We start from the raw sequence: 18,286 nt of genomic DNA, 5'->3' as shown, positions 1-18,286 counted from the left end.
ATTCAGACGCTTTTTCATAAAGAATTTAATTAAGCTTGGTTCGTAAAGTAGTCTTCACTGAAGCCCATAATTAAGTCAGAACCCGCTTTAATTTTAGCAATACGTGCATCAATATCCGGCAAGATACGATCAGCAAAGTATTGAGCTAAAGCAAGTTTGTTTTGGTAGAAATCACCAGACTTATCTTTTGCTGCCGCCGCAATTTTCGCAAACATATAAGCGAAGCTGAGTAAACCAACTGCATGTAGATAATCAACAGCAGCAGCATTCGGGAAGTCTACGTTTTCAGCAGCTTGTTCAATAATAAACTGGGTGATTGCTTCTATTTCAGTTGCAGCATCTAAAGTTGCATCTTTAATGAAGTTCAAATCGGTGTCTAAGTCATTTGCAAAGTCACGAATTTCAGTGATGTATTCAGCAATGAACGCACCGCCACATTTAATGGTTTTACGACCAATTAAATCTTGAGACTGAACGCCGTTCGTTCCTTCGTAGATTTGAGCAATACGAAGATCACGAATACATTGTTCCATGCCCCATTCACGAATATAACCGTGACCACCAAATACCATCTGAGCATCTAAAGTTGCTTGGAATGCGGTATCTGTGAGGTAAGCTTTAGCAATTGGTGTTAAAAGCGCAACGCGATTATTGGCTTTTTTCACAGCTTCGGCATCAGTTGAGAATTTAGTGATATCGAGCTGTTGGCCAACATAGACTGCAAAAGCACGTGATGCTTCATTGTTTGCACGTACGTTTAACAACATACGACGAACATCACCATGGACTAAAATGCTGTCAGCAGGTTTATTTGGTGATTGAACACCAGCTGCACTACGACCTTGTAAACGGTCAGTCGCATATTGCGCTGCATTTTGATAAGCAAATTCAGATGCGCCTAAACCTTGGATACCCATTGATAAACGTTCGTAGTTCATCATGACAAACATGGCAGCAAGACCTTCGTTTTCTTTACCAACGAGGTAACCTTTTGCTGCATCAAAGTTCATCACACAAGTTGCAGATGCTTTAATCCCCATTTTATGTTCGATCGAACCTGGGCCAACGAGGTTGCGTTCACCTAATGAACCATCTTCATTCACCAAATACTTTGGTACGATGAACAACGAAATACCGCGTGAACCCGCAGGGGCATCTGGAGTTTTAGCAAGTACCAAATGAATGATGTTTTCTGCTAAATCGTTGTCACCGCCAGTAATAAAGATTTTAGTACCTGTAATGTTATAAGTACCATCTTCATTAGGTTCTGCTTTGGTTTTAATAATACCTAAATCAGTACCTGCATGTGGTTCAGTCAAACACATCGTGCCCGACCATTCACCTGAGTAAATCTTTGGTAAGTAAGTTTCTTTTTGTTCTTGAGATGCATAGCTGCTTAAAGCCATGCCTGCACCCACAGAAAGAAGCGGGTAGAGCATAAATGAAGGGTTAGTTGCAAATAACATTTCATCAGAAAGAACGGTGAGCATTTTTGGCATGCCTTGACCGCCCCATTCTTCATCGGCACCTAAGCCAATCCAACCACCTTCTGCATATTGACGGAATGCATCTTTAAAACCAGCTGGTGTGAATACCTCGCCGTTTTCATAGCGAGCGCCTTCTTCATCACCAGTACGGTTTAATGGATGAGTCACGTTCTGAGCAAATTTAGCCATTTCTTCTAAAATTGCTTCAGCTGTTGCAGCATCTACATGAGCGAGTTTCTCATTAGACTGCCAAAATTGTTCTGCTTTAAATACATCATTTAAGATGAATTTCATATCAGCTAAAGGAGCATTGTAAATTGGCATAATCGTTCACCTTTTTTGTGCACATTGGCCTGTGCTAGATATCCTGTAAAACGAAATGGATATGGAATTTAAAGTGTAAATTTATCATTGATTTTATAAAAAAAGGACCGTCAAAACTGAGCAGTCCTTTTTTGTTTTTTAACATTGCATATCGCAACTAACTATGGTTAGAAAGCGAAATGTTCAGCATCTAATGACATTAATGGATCTACACCACCAGCAATCACATCAACATGTGAGCGAACGCGTGGCAAGATTTTTTTGAAATAGAAGCGAGCAGTGGTTACTTTTGCGTTGTAGAAATTAACATCGGTCGTACCTTCTGCTAATTTCTCTTGTGCAACAAGTGCCATACGAGCCCATAGGTACGCTAAAGTAATGTAACCTGAGAAGTAGAGGTAATCTACAGCAGCAGCACCTACTTCATCCGGGTTTTGCATTGCACGCATACCAATTTGCATGGTGAGATCGCCCCATTCTTTGTTAAGAGCTGCAAGCGGCTCAACAAATTCTTTCATGGCAGCGTTGTCTTTATTTGCTTCAACAAATTTGTGAACCATTTTGGTAAAGTCTTTCAGCATTGCACCTTGAGTTTGCAATACTTTACGACCTAACAAATCAAGTGCCTGAATTTCAGTTGTACCTTCATACAAGCATGCAATACGTGTATCACGTACGATTTGCTCCATGCCATGCTCAGAAATAAAGCCATGACCACCGAACACTTGAACACCATGCTTAGCAGACTCAGAACCTGTTTCAGTTAAGAATGCTTTTGCAATTGGAGTCAATAAAGACAAGATGTTGTCAGCAAACTTACGCTCTTCTTCTGTTTCGCCTTTTTCAACGATGTCAGCATATTGAGCAAGTAAGTAAACAAGTGCACGACCACCTTCAGCAAATGCTTTTTGAGTTAAAAGCATGTTACGAACAGCAGGGTGAACAATAATTGGATCTGCATCTTTTTCTGGAGCTTTAGGACCAGAAAGTGAACGCATTGCTAAACGTTCTTTTGCGTAAGTTAACGCACCTTGGAAAGATGATTCAGATGCTGCTAAACCTTGAACAGCAGTACCAATACGTGCTGTATTCATGAAGGTGAACATACAGTTCAAACCACGGTTTTCAGGTCCGATTAAGTAACCTTTAGCTTGGTCAAAGTTAATGACACAAGTCGCGTTACCATGAATACCCATTTTGTGTTCGATAGAACCACAACGGACTGCATTACGCTCGCCCACAGTTCCATCTGCATTTACATGGAATTTAGGAACGATGAATAATGAGATACCTTTGGTACCTTTTGGTGCACCGGGTAAACGAGCAAGAACGATATGGATGATGTTCTCAGCCATGTCATGTTCACCAGCAGAGATAAAGATTTTCTCGCCAGAAATTGCATAGCTACCATCAGCATTTGGTTCTGCTTTAGAGCGGATAATACCTAAGTCCGAACCTGCATGAGATTCAGTTAAGCACATCGTACCTGTCCAAACACCTGAAACAAGGTTTGGTAAATAAGTATTTTTTTGTTCATCAGAACCATGATGTTCTAATGTACGTACAGCTCCGTGAGACAAGCCAGGGTACATACCCCAAGACCAGTTTGCTGTACCAACCATTTCAGAAATTGCAATACCTAAAGAGTTAGGTAAAGCCTGACCACCGTATTGTTCTTCTGCTGATAAAGACGGAAAGCCAAGTTCAATATATTTTTGATAAGCTTCTTTAAAGCCTGTTGGCGTGGTAACTACACCATCATTCCAAGTACAACCTTCGCGGTCACCAACTTGGTTTAAAGGAGAAAGTTCATTTTCACAAAAGTCTGCCGCAGCTTCTAAATATTGATCAACCAATTCACGGCTTACGTTACCTTGGAAATCAGGTAATTTTGCATAGTGTTCTTCAGCATTTAATAATTCATGCAAAACGAATTGCATATCACGTAAGGGCGCTTTGTATTGTGGCATATCGGGTTCCTCAATACTGGTGAAACCAGAGTTATAATCTTAATCTATGAGAATGTGCCATGAGGCACCTTGGACTATTACATCGTGCAACAACTTGCATAACTGCACAAGCACCTCGGGACCTTTACTTTGTGACTGCAAAGTCAAGAAAAAAATGCTTAAACTAGCTAAGTGCTTTGAGTGTAAACACTTTTGGTTATGTTTATATGATACAAATAGTCAAAATCGTAAATAGTTATGTATAAACAAAAGGCGCCCCTAGGCGCCTTTTGTTTTATGATTTTTAGAATTATTTTGCTTGAGCTGATGCAGGAGCAGGGGCGTTAACTGGTGGTTGAGGGCGTTTTGGTTCAAAACGAAGGCTACAAGTACCTTCAATTGTTTTGTCGCCAAGTTGAACATTTATATTCTGCCCATTGACCTTGCCATCACATGCTTTTTGGATTTGTTCAAAGCGAGCTTGACGTTCTGCACGGTGTTGTTCCCATGCTGCTTTTTGCTCTGGTGTGAACTCACGATGTTTCATACGGTGATGGCCTTCACGTGTGCCATCTTGCATCATGCCACGCTCTGGTTTAGGTGGTTGAGTCGTTGTTTGACACGCCGCTAAACTTCCCATTGTTACAATTGCCGCACTGAATAATGCAATTTTTGCCGTCATTTTCATATTTAAAGCCTTTTAATGTTGTGTTTACTCATGGCTTAAAGATTAGATAATAAAGATGTAGAAACAATGGAGAGTTTTTCTTTTCGTTGTTGGTTACAATGCCAAATATAGGGTAAAAATGAGAGAGTGCTTTTGAACGTTCTACGTGTTCCCATTGCATTACGGTTGTTTTTGACAGTCTTGCTCACTACATTGCTTATTGCGACTGCAAGCTTGAGTGTTTTGCACTGGACAATGCAAAAGAACTTTGCCAAATATGTGGCCGACGTTGAAATGCAGAAGCTTGATCGACTCATTACCAATCTGGGCGATGTCTATACGGTGTACCATGATTGGGGAAATGCAATTCAGGCGCAGATTTTACAAATCGAAGGAACCGCAGCTCCTGACGACTATGATCGTCTCTCACAGTGGTGGCTTCGTCGTCAATATGACATTGCGATACAACAGCATTCTTTCGATGAACATGCTCTCATTAATATTTCACCTCAAGTTACGCCGACAAATAAAAATACTATTTTTAGTGATGAAGAACTTAGAACACTTGAGAAAAATTTACCCTCTCAATATCAACCCTTTGAAGGGTTAAGATTCCCCTTGAGTGCAAACCAGTTTCGCCCAAGTGATGATAAAAATAAGTCTAAGAAAGGGAGCTTAAAAGATATTGAAACTCAAAATGGTAAGAAGCGTTTTATTGCTTTGCCTGACCGTTTGGGTTTGAGTTCTCGTTTGTCTTTATATGATGCACGGCACCAGTTTGTTGTTGGTGAACCGCCTTCTTCAGATCAGATGTCTTTTCGCCCGATTATCTTAAATAATCAAGTGGTCGGATATTTAGGCTTGAAACCCGTTTTAGATAAAGAAGACGCTTTGAGCATTAATTTCTTTAGTAATCAAAAGCGCTATTTACTCTTAATTTATGCTTTAACCTTACTTTCAAGTTTAGTTGCAGCGCTATTGATGGCGACTTATTTTAAAAAACCGATTCAGCGTTTATTAAATGCAACCAATGAATTAACGAAAGGAAATTATCAACATCAAGTTATTATTAAACGAAATGATGAGTTGGGTGATTTATCAACTCAATTGAACCATTTGGCAGAAATTTTACATCAGCATGAAGAGTCACGACGTCAATGGGTGGCAGACACTTCTCATGAGTTAAAAACGCCGCTGGCTGTATTACAAGCGCAAATTGAAGCGATGCAAGACGGGATTCGAAAAGCAACCCCTGAACATTTAGATGCGATGATGCGTCAGGTCTCAAGTCTGAAAAAATTGACCCAAGATCTTGCAGACTTGGCACAGGCAGATGCACAACAACTCAAGTGCTATTTGAGTTCTGTAAATCCATGGGAAGTGGTATTACAAGAGATTGAAAACTTTAAACCGAAACTTGAGCAGGCTGGTCTCGAAATTCAGGTTGAAGGAACAGGTTCTCCGCTATTATTAGACCGCGATCGGTTTAAACAGATTATTGTTAATTTAATTAGTAATAGTATTCGTTACACAGAAACAGGTGGCAAAATTCATATTCATACGGCTCAAACTCCGCAAGAGTGGACTCTGTATGTCGATGACAGTCCATTTGGTTTAAACGATGAGCAGTTATCTCGTTTAGGTGAACGTTTCTATCGCGTAGATGATTCGCGTACGCGTAGTACAGGTGGAACAGGGCTTGGTTTGGCTTTGTCTTGTAAAATTGCGCAAGCACTTGGTGGTACACTCAGTTTTGAACATTCACCGTTAGGTGGTTTACGTTGTGTACTCACTTTTAAAAAGCAGAGTTAAATATAAAAGGAAAAATATCTCATGAAACATGTGATGTTGGTTGAAGATGAAGTCGAATTAGCGCATTTGGTGCGTGATTATCTTGAAGCTGCCGGTTTTGAAGTAAGTATGTTTCATGATGGTCAAGATGCCTATGCGAGTTTTCAGCAACGTAAACCTAATTTAATGGTTCTAGATTTAATGGTTCCACGAATGGATGGTTTGACCATTTGCCGTAAAGTTCGTGAACAGTCAGATTTACCGATTATTATGGTGACGGCTCGTACTGAAGAAATTGACCGTGTATTAGGTCTCAACATGGGGGCTGATGATTACGTATGTAAACCGTTTAGCCCAAAAGAGTTGGTTGCTCGCGTACAGGCAGTTTTACGCCGTTTAGAGCGTAAAGCAGAGCCTGAACAAAATGATTCTTTTCGCATTGATAAAGCTCAGCAAAGAATTTGGTATCAACAAAAATCATTGAGCTTAACGCCAACCGAATTTCGTTTACTTGAGCTATTTTTAGAACATGTAGGGCAAGTATATTCACGTGCACAATTATTGGATCATATTAATCCAGATAGTTTTGACGTTGCCGATCGTGTAATTGACAGCCATATCAAAAACTTGCGTCGAAAAATTAGTGAAGCGGCTGAAACTGGTAACCGCCATGAATGGATTCAAGCTGTTTATGGTGTAGGTTACCGCTTCGAATATCCTGAAGAGTAAAACACTAGCGAAAGTTATTCTGTGGATAACCACAATGTTATCCACAGAAAATGTGGATAGTTTTAAAGATTTCATGGATAAATAGTAATCTTCGTTTGATTTGGTACGAATTGCCAAATCTCATCTATATCTGCATTTCTAACCGCAATACATCCTAATGTCCAATCCTTATGTGGTATATAAGTCGAGCTAAAAGGCATAGATAAAAAGGATTTTGGAACGGATCCATGAATCATGATATCTCCACCTGTTGGTTGATTATGTTGTTTTGCATAAGCAATATCTTTCATATCGGGGTAGGAAATATGCAAAGATTTATAGTACGCACTTTGTGAATTGCGCCAATCTATAGAATAGATCCCCTCAGGTGTTTTTCCATCATTTTCAAAGTGTTTATGTCCTTTGGGATTAAAGCCAAGACGAATAGGATAACGACGAATTACTTCCTGATTACTCTTGAGCAGAAGTACGCGTTGATTTTTAACCACTTCAATTGAGGTGACGGGCTTTGTCTTGATTATTTCTAGGATCTCTTCATTTGAAAGTGCTTGATGGCTTGGCGTAAAAGTTGGTAAATATTTTTCATAATTATAAAAAGTGATTCCGAGTGGAATCATAAGAAGTGTACAAATAATGATAGGTTTAATTTTCATATATTATTCTTTGATGTTTAAGCAACTCTCTTAAGTGACTTAAGAGAGTTTTAGTCTTTAAAGTATTAAGATGAACAACTGACTGCTACGTCTGGTACATCACTTGGTAATGGACCTAAATCTTGTGGCTGTTCGAGCTCTGGTTGCCTTGTGTATGGCTGATTAAGCAGCTTAAACAAACGGTCTACTTCGCTAAAATCATCACGTTCCGCGGCTTCAATAGCACGCTGAGCCATGTGATTACGTAAAATATAAATCGGATTTGCTTCCTGCATCTTTGCATCAAGTTCATCAGTATCTTGATGTTCACGAATACTTTGATATTGGCTAAGAAACTCATCAAACTGTCGAATATCAAGGCAATCATCTCGTAGAGTTTTATATTCTTTATTTTGAAGTCGGATAAAGCTCTGAGTGTAATCGAGTTGTTCGGTTTGTAAGATTCTTAAAAACGCAAAACTACAATCAAGGCTGTCTTTGTGGAAATGGGGAAGTCCCATTTTTTGACATAAACCATTTGTGTAATGTTCAATAAAAGTCGGTTCAAATTGTTCTAAGCAACGCGCTAACTCTTCTTTGAACTGATCCTTTTGTTCAGGTTCAGCAAGTGGAATCAAGTTGTTTAACCACGTCCATAAATTCCAATGGCCTATACTTGGTTGGTTTTGATAAGTATAACGACCTTGATAATCTGAGTGGTTATTAATCCAGTTCGGGCGGAAGCGTTCCATAAAACCATATGGACCAAAATCGAGTGTTGAACCTGTAATATTTAAGTTATCGGTATTCATCACGCCATGAGCAAACCCAACCAATTGCCATTTCGCAATCATGATTGCAGTACGCTCAATTACCTTTTTTGCAAAAGATAAAATAGGGTTCTCAGTTTCTAGACACTCAGGATAATGCCATTCAATACATTTTTGAGTGAATTCTGGCAGCAATTCTGGAGCGTATTGATTAATCCATTCAAAATGTCCTAAACGGATATGACATTCAGATGTTCTGAGCAGCATTGCTCCCAATTCTAGTTTTTCGCGCTGCACCCCTTGAGTAGAGGTCGTAAAACCTACCGCGTGACTAGACGCGACACCTAAAGCATTTAGAGCATGACCAGCTAAATATTCGCGGACAACAGAACGCAATACCGCGCGTCCATCTGCCATTCTTGAGTAGGGCGTCGGGCCTGCACCTTTTAGATGTAGATCTATGGTTTGACCTTTTGTATTGAGTATTTGTGCAATCAGTAAGCCACGACCATCACCGAGTTGTCCTGCCCATTGTCCGAATTGGTGGCCAGCATAGACCATCGCCAGAGAAGGGAATTCAGAGAAAGTACGCTGTCCGCTACAGATTTCAACCCATGCATTTTTTTCGTCTTCTGACCATTGCAGCTCATCTGCCAAAGCGGCATTGAAATGGCCTGCTTTTGCACCACGTAAAGGTGATGGCTGCTGAACATGAAATAATTTAGAAGGAAGTGAAGGGTAGAGCGGATTAAATTGCATGGGCTTGGCAAAATAGAGAGAGCGGATTTTACTATACCATAGTTAAAAAGCAGGCATAAAAATAGCTCCCGAAAGAGCTATTTTAGATCAGAATTTATTTTAGTCTGACACTATATTGGTATTCTTTTTAACACTACGCATGAGTGTTTCTAAGCATTCACGGTGATGACTTAGACGGTGTTCAAGCAATTGAAAATCAACTTTAAGCTTGTGATCCATTCTATGAATCTTTTCAGCCATTGCTGCTTTTTTCACTTGTAACTCTTGTTCTTTAAGTTTTGCCCAATCATTTAAAGTATGGGTAAATGCTTCATATTCTTGTGCAATACGTTGTTTCATTTGACTAATGTCAGCATTTACATCATGACCATAAATAGCAAGATCTTGCTCGGCATATTTAAACTTCATCGCTAGTTCTGCTTTTTTAATATTAAAGCTTGGAATACGACGTAAATTTTTAGCTAAACCAAGTTTAGAACAAGACCAAATCAACCATTTTGTTGGGTCATATTGCCACCATTTCACACCATTACGATAATCGTATTGGAAGATATGGTGATAGTTGTGGTAACCCTCGCCCCAAGTGGCGATAGCTAACCAGAAATTATCACGTGCTGAGTTTTCGTCTGTATAAGGACGTTTACCCCACATATGACAAAGTGAGTTAATAAAGAAAGTCACTTGATGGCTAATGATTAAGCGTAATAGACCACCTATGAGAACTACACCCCATAAATCGCCAGTTGCCCAACCAATTAAGCCTAAAATTCCAACATGAACTGCAACTACGAGTAAACCGTAGTATTTATGCTGGAACATAACTAATTTATCATTGAGCAAGTCAGGTGCATTTTTAAAGTCAGGCTCAGATGGTGAATGATCCCGGATCATCCAACCCATATGGGCATACCAAAAACCACGCTCAATTGAATACGGATCTTCATCCACATGATCAACATGTCGATGGTGAGTACGGTGACCAGATGCCCAGAACAAAATACTATTTTGTACGGCAAACGTTCCACCGATCATTAAAAGAATTTTAAGCGGTAACGACGCTTCGTAAGCTCGGTGAGCCCACAGGCGGTGATAACCAGCAGTAATCCCCATACTACTTAGAGCTAAAAGAAAAAATAAGCTTACCCATGCGCTTACACTAAAATCATAATAATACGCGTAAATCGGGATTATTATTGCGGCAAGAATTGGTAAACCAATTAAGGTAATGCTAGCGGTCCAGTTAATTGGGGCTTTGAGTGGGGCGGAAGTCATATCCGGCAGCGCTCCTAGAATCCTTGTTAGACAAGGTACAAAGACAAAACGACATAGCAAAACCAATCATCAAGATATATTGCTATTCTATCCTTCATATTAACACGTGCTTAGTGAGATTCACTAAGATTATTGTACAGATGTATTGAAAGAACGGTAACAGATTTAAACTATGTCACAGAGTTTTTCAAGTAGGAGAAGTTGTTTAATGAACGTACAACGATTGAAAAAAAAGAACAGCATTGATATTGCAAGAAAATTATCATTGAAGTGTATTTTGGTCACAATCAGTCTTGTATTAGCCGCATGTCAAAGTGCACCCGATCAAAATACAAAAAAAGTTCAAACAAAAAAAACAGTTCATCATGTTCAATCGCCTGTGGTGAAAAAGAGAGTGAGTTCTGATGGTATTCAAGATATTGATTGGCAGATCACTCAGATCAGTGGCCATAAGGCAAAATTCTTTACACAGTGGCCAACTCTCTCTTTAAATTCTGCGATCAAAACAGTATCAGGCCATACAGGCTGTAACGGAGTTTTTGGTCGTTATACATTTGATTTTAGTCAGCAAAAACTTGATATGCAGGTTAATGCAGGGCATTTAAGTTGTGATGGTGCTTTGGCTCAAGAAGCAGAGCTGGTGGATGCTTTACAACGTATTCAACGCTTCCAGTTAGTAGGTAATACGTTATATCTGCTCGATCAGAATGGGCAACGCCTCATTCAGGCACAAAAGAAATAAAAGGTGGTTTTACCACCTTTTTTTATATTTATAGAGCTTGTAACATTGTGGTTGGAATATCTGTAATTAGCCCTTGTACATCTAAATCTCTGAGCCTTTTTGCTCTTTCTACCTCATTGACTGTCCAGACACTAATATTTAAGTCAGCCTGTTGTGAAAGTTGAATCATTTCATCTGTTGCGAGTTGATCGTGCCAGCCAATATGACAGCAACCATATTGATGAGCGAGTTCAATTGCGATTGCGCCCACTGGAAGCTCAACCAATAAGCCTCGTTTAAATTGAGAATTCATCTCACGTAAAGCAGTTAAAATTTGAAGATCAAAACTTGTGATGGTGACAACTTTTTCAAAACCCTGTAATTCAGTCTCAAGCTTTTGAACGAGTCGTTCTGCAAAAGCTATGTCTCTTACAGCTTTCACTTCGACTTCAATATGATCGAAATTATCAAGTAAATTTAAAACGCCTATGAGTGTTGGTGTTGGCTCTGAACTTGGCCAGTCAGGCCAGTTTTGACGATGATCAAATGACAACGCTTGAGCCAAACTAGATTGCTCAACAATTTGGTCGACTCCAGCTGTACGTAAAAAATTGTCATCATGAATTACGACTAACTCTTGGTCTTGAAGCTGACGAATATCAAATTCGACACCACGAATACCTAATTTTTTTATGTGCTGAAAACCGCCTAACGTGTTTTCAGGAGCTTCTTTGCGTGCACCACGGTGACCAATAATGCGCATAATTTTCTTCTATCAAGTATTTTTAATGATGGTCTCTTCAAAAGAGTAGAGACCATGTTTAATCTAATCTATTTTTAAATAATCTCATTAATATTTTTTTGCCAAAGTACTTCTTGTCCATCTTCGGCACGTTGTAAAGCACGAGATGCAACAAACAACCAGTCAGACAGGCGGTTTAAAAGTTGAAGTGCTGTGGTTTGAATGTTTTGATCACGTGTTTGTACCGACAGTAGAGATCGTTCTGCGCGGCGACAAACGGCACGGGCTTGATGGGCATAACTGCAAGTTAAAGAGCCTGACGGTAAAATAAACTCTTTAAGCATTGGTAAGTCTTCATTCATACGGTCAATTTCTTTTTCAAGAAACTCAATACAAACAGGCTCAAGTAAATTGTAGTTTGGAATACAAACCTCTCCACCTAAATCAAAAAGCCAATGTTGAACAAGGCTCAGACTTTTATCCCAATCCGCTTTGTTGGCCACTTGACTAGCTGTGATTTGAGCACGAAGTACCCCAATAATGGCATTGAGTTCATCGACATCACCAAGTGCTGCAATTCGTAAATCATCTTTGGCAACACGAGAGCCATCACCTAAACCTGTTGTGCCTGAGTCGCCTGTGCGTGTATAGATTTTGCTTAAACGGTGTCCCATGATGGATATCCTGAACATAAAAAAGGGGATAATGTCGGTCAGAACATTACCCCGAAACTGGAGTTAAGAAAATATTTTTGTAATTAAAGTGAGATATTAATAACGGAAAGTTACGCCAACAGAAGCTTGACGGCCACCGTTGATATATTCTGAACCGAAATCGTTAACGACAATATTTTCTACATCACCGATATTCTGAATATTCGTGAAAAGTTTTACATTTGAGCTGATATTCCAAAAAGCATTTAGATCAACTGTTGCATAACCTGGAACTTTAATATTAGCAGCGCTTGTATTTGCTTTTGAGCGAGCAACTACAGCAGCATTGACGCCATACAATCCATCATCATAGCCCACTGTCAATGTATAAGTTTGACGAGGTCGATAAGGAGTATCTAATTTAGTCTCTTTATTTTGTGCTTTTGAGTAGACATATTCAGCATTTGCAAATAGATTGTCGAGTACCCATTTTAAGCCAATTTCACCACCTTGAATTTTTGCTTTATTTAAATTGATGTAGGTTGTTTTTCCATCTATCTTGCCCGAGCTAATCAAATTCTCCACATCAGTAGAATAACCTGAAATATAAGCTGATAATCCGTAGTTTAGTTTTTGATCTAAACCAATTTCATAAGAGACACTTTTTTCTGGCTTGAGATTCGGATTACTATAAAAGCTACTACCATAAGAACCATATAAATGTTCTAGTGTTGGTGCTTTAAATGCCGTACCAACATTGGTATAGATACTTGTAAGTGGTAAAAGCTGATAGCGTACTGCGATTTGTCCAACAGTATGTGTGCCAAACCAATCATTATCTTCTAAGCGTATGCCAGCTTGAGTGTTGAGACCATTATTCTGATATTGGTGTTGTAAATAATAACCTGTAGAGTTCGTACTGCGTATCGCTTCCGGAGTAGATGATGCATCATATTCTGACTTGCTATATGTAACACCAGCTAAAATATTCTGGTGTTCCATGAATTTCCAAACTGCGTTTAGATCACTTTCATTTGTTTCAGTATTATAGTGACCAGATGTAAGCTTATAGGTTTGCCAATCTGTATCTGTTGATACACTTGTGTTCTTAATATTGGAATAACGTGCATTAAGCTTAATATCAGGATTGACTTGATATGAACCTAACCAATTGATGAGTTGATTTTTGAAATCACGTATTCCTGTGTTGGAATTTAAAGTTGAGTCATAATATACATTGGTACCTTGATTCTCACTAATAGAGAGACTGGTATCAATCTGATTTTGCTGATAACCTATTTTTGCATGGTATCCTTTTTGATCAAAGCCAGCTTTATCATTTTTATCTTGAATGCTAAGTATTCGTGTTCCATCCGATTCTAAACGTTGTCCGCCTACCTGAGCATAGAATCCAGAAGCATCAACATAATCTGCATTAATAATCGACTTATAAGTATTATTCTCTCCATAAATTCCAGTCAAATTTATGCCTGATTTTGTTGGTTTTTTTGAGATTAAGTTGATTACACCACTAATAGCATCTGAACCATATTGTACTGAAGCTGGACCTTTTAGAATTTCAATTTGATCAACATCAGTTAAATTTATAAATTCTGGATTGACTGGACCGAAACTATTTTGTGAATTTAAACGGGCACCATCTTTCAATAAAAGTGTTTGCCCAGTTTGCCCACCTCGTAAAGATAGGTCTGCAAGTTGGCCAATTCCACCATTTTGTTTTACATAAATAGATGCATCTTTTTGCAAGATGTCAGATAGATTTAAAGCAGGATTTTTTTCAATTTCTTCTTTAGAAATCACTGAAATTCGCGCCGGAACTTCACTGGCTTTTTCAGCACTTTTTGAGGCAGTGACTACAATTGGATCAAGTTGAGTTGCGTTCGTGGTATCTTCAGCAAAAATAACAGGTGAAAACCCCATCGCAATAGCGATAGCCCCTACCAGACGAGTAGGTTGAAAAGACTTAGACATAACATGCTCCATACATTCACCCCACGTGAATGATCGGGTAGATAGATGAAACAAGTAGGTCTCCGGACTTCAGCGCCATATTTGTGTTATGGACATATTCACCTTCCCACATTATTGCAGTGGCGTAAGTCGATATCGACTAAAAAAATATGCTTTACATTGTTACCGTTGCGGGGGCAGTGCCGGACTTTCACCAGCTTCCCTAAAGCATTAATTGCTTACACTTGCTTCCAATTTTACGCAGTATAAAGTGGTGATTTATTTCATACAATGTCATTTAGCCCAATTCCCAGAGAACTTTTACGCAAGGGGCAAAAATTGCATTACAATGGTGCTTATTTTAAGAAATGGTTGTAGTTTAGGCAGATCATGAGCCCATCAAACCAAAAACGTACACGAGCAAAAATCTGTGGAATTACTCGCATTGAAGATGTTCAGGCAGTTGTTGCTGCTGGAGCAGATGCGATAGGTTTTGTTTTTTTTCCGCCAAGTCCAAGACATGTGACAGTTGCGCAGGTTCAAGAATTAGCAAAAGTAATTCCACCTTATGTACAAATGGTTGGTTTGTTTGTTAATGCAAGTGCCACTGAAATTCAGGATGTACTTGATTGTGTTCCCCTAGATGTATTACAACTACATGGCGATGAAACTCCAGAACAATGTCAGGAAATAGCTCGCCATTGTAAACGTCGCTGGTATAAAGCGATTCAGGTTAAACCTGATTTAGATGTAATTGCTGAAATTCAAAAATATCAGGCGGCTGGTGCCAGTGCTGTATTGCTCGATGCGTGGCATCCTGAGCTTAAAGGGGGCACAGGACATCAGTTTGACTGGTCTAAATTCCCAAAACTTGATATTCCTTTAATCTTGGCAGGTGGTTTAACCCCTGACAATGTCATTGACGCTATTCATACTACCGGTGCTTTTGCAGTAGATGTGAGCGGAGGCGTAGAATCCGCAAAAGGTATAAAAGACCAACAACTCATTGAACGATTTATGCAAGGAGTCCAACGTGGATCAGCAAAACAATGTGATTGACTATACACAGTACCCAGATGCTGCAGGGCATTTTGGTATCCATGGCGGACGTTTTGTGTCAGAAACTTTAATGGCGGCATTAGAAGATTTAGAAAATCTCTATTCCCGCATGAAAAATGATGAACAGTTTCTGGCAGAATTCGACCGCGATCTCGCCTACTATGTAGGTCGTCCTAGTCCACTTTATTATGCTGAGCGATGGTCAAGAGAGTTAGGTGGTGCGCAAATTTATCTTAAACGTGAAGACTTGAACCATACAGGCTCACACAAGGTAAATAACACGATTGGTCAGGCATTATTGGCAAAGCTTTCTGGTAAAAAACGTATTATTGCCGAGACGGGCGCTGGGCAACATGGCGTAGCAACTGCAACAATTGCAGCACGTTTAGGTCTTGAATGTGTTGTTTATATGGGTGCTGAAGACGTTAAGCGCCAAGCCATGAACGTTTATCGTATGCGTTTATTGGGCGCGACAGTTGTTCCTGTGCAAAGTGGCTCAAAAACGCTTAAAGATGCTATGAACGAAGCGATGCGTGACTGGGTAACCAACGTTGATACGACGTACTATATAATTGGTACAGTTGCAGGCCCACATCCATATCCTCAACTCGTTCGTGACTTCCAGTCGATTATTGGCCGTGAAGCACGTAAACAGATCTTGGAGCAAGCAGGTCGCTTACCAGATGCATTGGTTGCATGCGTGGGTGGCGGTTCAAATGCAATGGGCTTGTTCTATCCATTCTTAAACGATGCCAATGTGAAAATGTATGGTGTTGAAGCAGCTGGTTTTGGTATTGAAACTGGTAAACACTCTGCGCCATTAAATGCAGGTCATGTTGGCGTATTGCATGGTAACCGTACTTACTTGATGAGTGATGAACAAGGCCAGATTATTGAGACACATAGTATCTCAGCAGGACTTGACTATCCGGGCGTTGGTCCTGAACATAGCTTCTTGAAAGATATGAAGCGCGTAGAGTACGTGCCGATTAATGATACAGAAGCTTTACAAGGCTTCCGTGATTTAACCAAAATCGAAGGGATTATTCCTGCACTTGAAAGCTCGCATGCGATGGCATATGTCTCTAAGCTTGCACCAACCATGTCTAAAGATCAGATTATTATTGCGACTGTTTCAGGTCGTGGTGATAAAGATTTAATGACAGTTGCACGCATTGATGGCGTAGAAATGGTCGAGATGTAAGAGAAAAAAATGCCAAGCTTGTTTATGGTGATGTTAGGTGGGTGTCATGCACGCGCTAATACAGAAGTTCATGATGTAGTTATGGCTGTAGGAGATACTTTGGAAGAAGTTTACCCTCAACTTAAACAGGCTTGGTTTGGTGAGGCTCAAGGATTACATATTGATGCTTGGGCCAAGCTCTATGGTGTCAGCTCTCAAGGGCAAAATTATCAAATTCATTTTACACATGCTGCTCCACAACCAGATGATTTAAAATTATATTTAATTAATCTGGGTGGATATAATGCTCGTGAATTCGGTGAACTTCATCGTTATGAGTTTGTAGTTGCACCGAATGCTGTTATTGCAAAACAATTGGGTAAACAATTTATAGATCAAGAGTGGCAAAAAGCACACACAGATCGAGTCATTGATATTGATGACTGCTTAGCGATAGATTGTGTAGCAGGGCGCTATATTCATTTAATAAAAGGCGATTTTGCTGCAACAATTTGGGAAAATACGTATTTGACCGTGGTATAGGTCATTTGAAATCTAATATTCATATGGAAGTGGGTAAATGGATTTAATTCAAGAAAATGGACAGCCTCGCTACGGGCGTTTTGAATCTGTACCGTCAACCATTCATGTACAACATTATATTTATAAAACCCCTTATGGTAAGGTCTTAAAGGGCTGGCGTAAGCAATTAAAATATAAAAAAATTAAATTCTGTGGCATTCAGCATCAACATTATAGTATTGGTCTGGCAATTGCAGATATTGGTTGGGTCGGGCACGGTTTTTTCTATATTTATGATCATGAAACCCAGCAAGTCATTGAGTGGAATGCAATTCAGCCTTTGGGGCATAAAACCTATCTTGATGAACAGCCGTTGTTTAATCAAAGCTATTTTTCTAAATCGCCTTATCAGTTTGATATTCAGCATGCCAATGGTGTGCGGTACATTCGAGTCACTAAATATGGTGAGATTCAACTCAGCGCTCGTATTTTTTGTGCTGGAACCGATATCTTAAGTTTATGTACACCGACAGGAATTAACGGTTGGACCTATACCCAAAAGCAGACTACGTTGGGTGTAGAAGGCATGTTTATTAATAAACAAAACCAAGTCGTCCAATTTGATGAAAAGACATTTGCATCTCTAGATGATACTTGTGGTTTTTTGCGACCTGAAACGGCTTGGTTCTGGCTTTCATGTAATTTCTGGGATGAGCAAGGCCGACGTATTGGTTTAAATTTAGCTTCTGGTGTTAATGAAAGTTTTGGTAATGAAAACTGTTTATGGATTAACGGAGTTTTATTGCCACTGACTGATGTTTTATTTGAAAAAGTAAATGATGAGCTTTGGCAAATTAGCTCTCTAGATCAAAAACTTAATCTACAGGTCCATATTGGTTGGTGCAGATACGAAAATATTAATTTAAGAATGATTGGAAGCCAGTTCAATCAGTGGCAAGCTAAAATTAGCGGCACGATTGAACATGAGGCAACCGATATAATCAATTGCAATGACCAATACGGTTTACTAGAACAACATTATGCAAAATGGTAAC

At 39.4% G+C, this 18,286-nt stretch carries 16 protein-coding genes and 1 riboswitch; of the genes, 7 read left to right on the top strand and 9 right to left on the bottom strand.

All coding sequences use genetic code 11. The features are described from left to right. Positions 1-29: 29 nt before the first annotated feature. From F935_RS01015 to F935_RS01005, 3 genes are all read right to left on the bottom strand, one after another. Entirely contained in the window at positions 30-1,811 is a 1,782-nt protein-coding gene (locus F935_RS01015; protein ID WP_016137205.1) for an acyl-CoA dehydrogenase C-terminal domain-containing protein, read from the bottom strand. A gap of 167 nt (positions 1,812-1,978) precedes the next feature. Then, positions 1,979-3,781, bottom strand: coding sequence for an acyl-CoA dehydrogenase C-terminal domain-containing protein (locus tag F935_RS01010; RefSeq protein WP_016137204.1), 1,803 nt, complete (start codon positions 3,779-3,781; stop codon positions 1,979-1,981). Positions 3,782-4,070: 289 nt separating this feature from the next. Then, positions 4,071-4,448 (bottom strand): hypothetical protein, encoded by a 378-nt coding sequence (locus F935_RS01005; RefSeq protein WP_016137203.1) that lies wholly within the window; start codon positions 4,446-4,448, stop codon positions 4,071-4,073. A gap of 132 nt (positions 4,449-4,580) precedes the next feature. Here F935_RS01005 and baeS point away from each other — a divergent pair, with 132 nt between their 5' ends. Next, positions 4,581-6,239, top strand: a complete 1,659-nt coding sequence (baeS, locus tag F935_RS01000) for a sensor histidine kinase efflux regulator BaeS (RefSeq protein ID WP_016137202.1) — start codon at positions 4,581-4,583, stop codon at positions 6,237-6,239. Positions 6,240-6,260: 21 nt separating this feature from the next. Next, positions 6,261-6,947, top strand: a complete 687-nt coding sequence (locus F935_RS00995) for a response regulator (protein WP_003655179.1) — start codon at positions 6,261-6,263, stop codon at positions 6,945-6,947. Positions 6,948-7,018: 71 nt separating this feature from the next. Here F935_RS00995 and F935_RS00990 read toward each other — a convergent pair whose 3' ends face one another. From F935_RS00990 to F935_RS00980, 3 genes are all read right to left on the bottom strand, one after another. Beyond that, complete coding sequence (locus tag F935_RS00990; protein WP_016137201.1) at positions 7,019-7,600, bottom strand: L,D-transpeptidase family protein; 582 nt, start codon at positions 7,598-7,600, stop codon at positions 7,019-7,021. A 65-nt stretch (positions 7,601-7,665) separates the two neighbouring features. Continuing rightward, positions 7,666-9,108 carry a protein adenylyltransferase SelO gene (locus tag F935_RS00985; protein WP_016137200.1) on the bottom strand — a complete coding sequence of 481 codons (1,443 nt, stop codon included), beginning with the start codon at positions 9,106-9,108 and terminating at the stop codon, positions 7,666-7,668. Positions 9,109-9,207: 99 nt separating this feature from the next. Further along, entirely contained in the window at positions 9,208-10,380 is a 1,173-nt protein-coding gene (locus F935_RS00980; RefSeq protein ID WP_016137199.1) for an acyl-CoA desaturase, read from the bottom strand. 208 nt (positions 10,381-10,588) lie between these two features. On the opposite strand from F935_RS00980, the gene F935_RS00975 reads away from it, so the two are divergent. Beyond that, complete coding sequence (locus F935_RS00975) at positions 10,589-11,122, top strand: META domain-containing protein (RefSeq protein WP_016137198.1); 534 nt, start codon at positions 10,589-10,591, stop codon at positions 11,120-11,122. A 28-nt stretch (positions 11,123-11,150) separates the two neighbouring features. On the opposite strand, the gene F935_RS00970 is transcribed toward F935_RS00975, so the two are convergent. From F935_RS00970 to F935_RS00960, 3 genes are all read right to left on the bottom strand, one after another. Continuing rightward, on the bottom strand, positions 11,151-11,864 hold the full coding sequence (locus F935_RS00970) for a glycerophosphodiester phosphodiesterase (protein WP_016137197.1): 714 nt from the start codon (positions 11,862-11,864) through the stop codon (positions 11,151-11,153). A gap of 74 nt (positions 11,865-11,938) precedes the next feature. Next, complete coding sequence (locus tag F935_RS00965) at positions 11,939-12,517, bottom strand: cob(I)yrinic acid a,c-diamide adenosyltransferase (RefSeq protein ID WP_016137196.1); 579 nt, start codon at positions 12,515-12,517, stop codon at positions 11,939-11,941. 96 nt (positions 12,518-12,613) lie between these two features. Next, positions 12,614-14,488, bottom strand: coding sequence for a TonB-dependent receptor plug domain-containing protein (locus F935_RS00960; RefSeq protein ID WP_016137195.1), 1,875 nt, complete (start codon positions 14,486-14,488; stop codon positions 12,614-12,616). A gap of 35 nt (positions 14,489-14,523) precedes the next feature. Next, positions 14,524-14,731, bottom strand: a riboswitch (cobalamin riboswitch). Between the two features lie 126 nt (positions 14,732-14,857). Here F935_RS00960 and F935_RS00955 point away from each other — a divergent pair. From F935_RS00955 to F935_RS00940, 4 genes are read left to right on the top strand one after another with little or no spacing between them, the layout of a single operon-like run. Continuing rightward, positions 14,858-15,526, top strand: coding sequence for a phosphoribosylanthranilate isomerase (locus tag F935_RS00955; protein ID WP_016137194.1), 669 nt, complete (start codon positions 14,858-14,860; stop codon positions 15,524-15,526). Continuing rightward, the gene (trpB, locus tag F935_RS00950) at positions 15,501-16,730 is read left to right on the top strand and encodes a tryptophan synthase subunit beta (RefSeq protein WP_016137193.1); all 1,230 of its coding nucleotides are present in this window, start codon (positions 15,501-15,503) and stop codon (positions 16,728-16,730) included. The genes F935_RS00955 and trpB overlap by 26 nt, the downstream gene beginning before the upstream one ends. 9 nt (positions 16,731-16,739) lie before the next feature. Beyond that, positions 16,740-17,252: a DUF1543 domain-containing protein gene (locus F935_RS00945; protein WP_016137192.1), complete on the top strand. Its 513-nt coding sequence runs from the start codon at positions 16,740-16,742 to the stop codon at positions 17,250-17,252. 37 nt (positions 17,253-17,289) lie between these two features. Next, the gene (locus F935_RS00940) at positions 17,290-18,285 is read left to right on the top strand and encodes a DUF2804 domain-containing protein (protein WP_016137191.1); all 996 of its coding nucleotides are present in this window, start codon (positions 17,290-17,292) and stop codon (positions 18,283-18,285) included. Position 18,286 lies beyond the last annotated feature (1 nt).

The sequence above is a fragment of the Acinetobacter calcoaceticus ANC 3811 genome, from assembly GCF_000399665.1.
In the GTDB taxonomy this organism is placed as follows: Bacteria; Pseudomonadota; Gammaproteobacteria; order Pseudomonadales; family Moraxellaceae; genus Acinetobacter; species Acinetobacter calcoaceticus_B.
The sequence above is the reverse complement of the archived record's forward strand: the minus strand, read 5'-3'. Positions and strand labels throughout refer to the sequence as shown.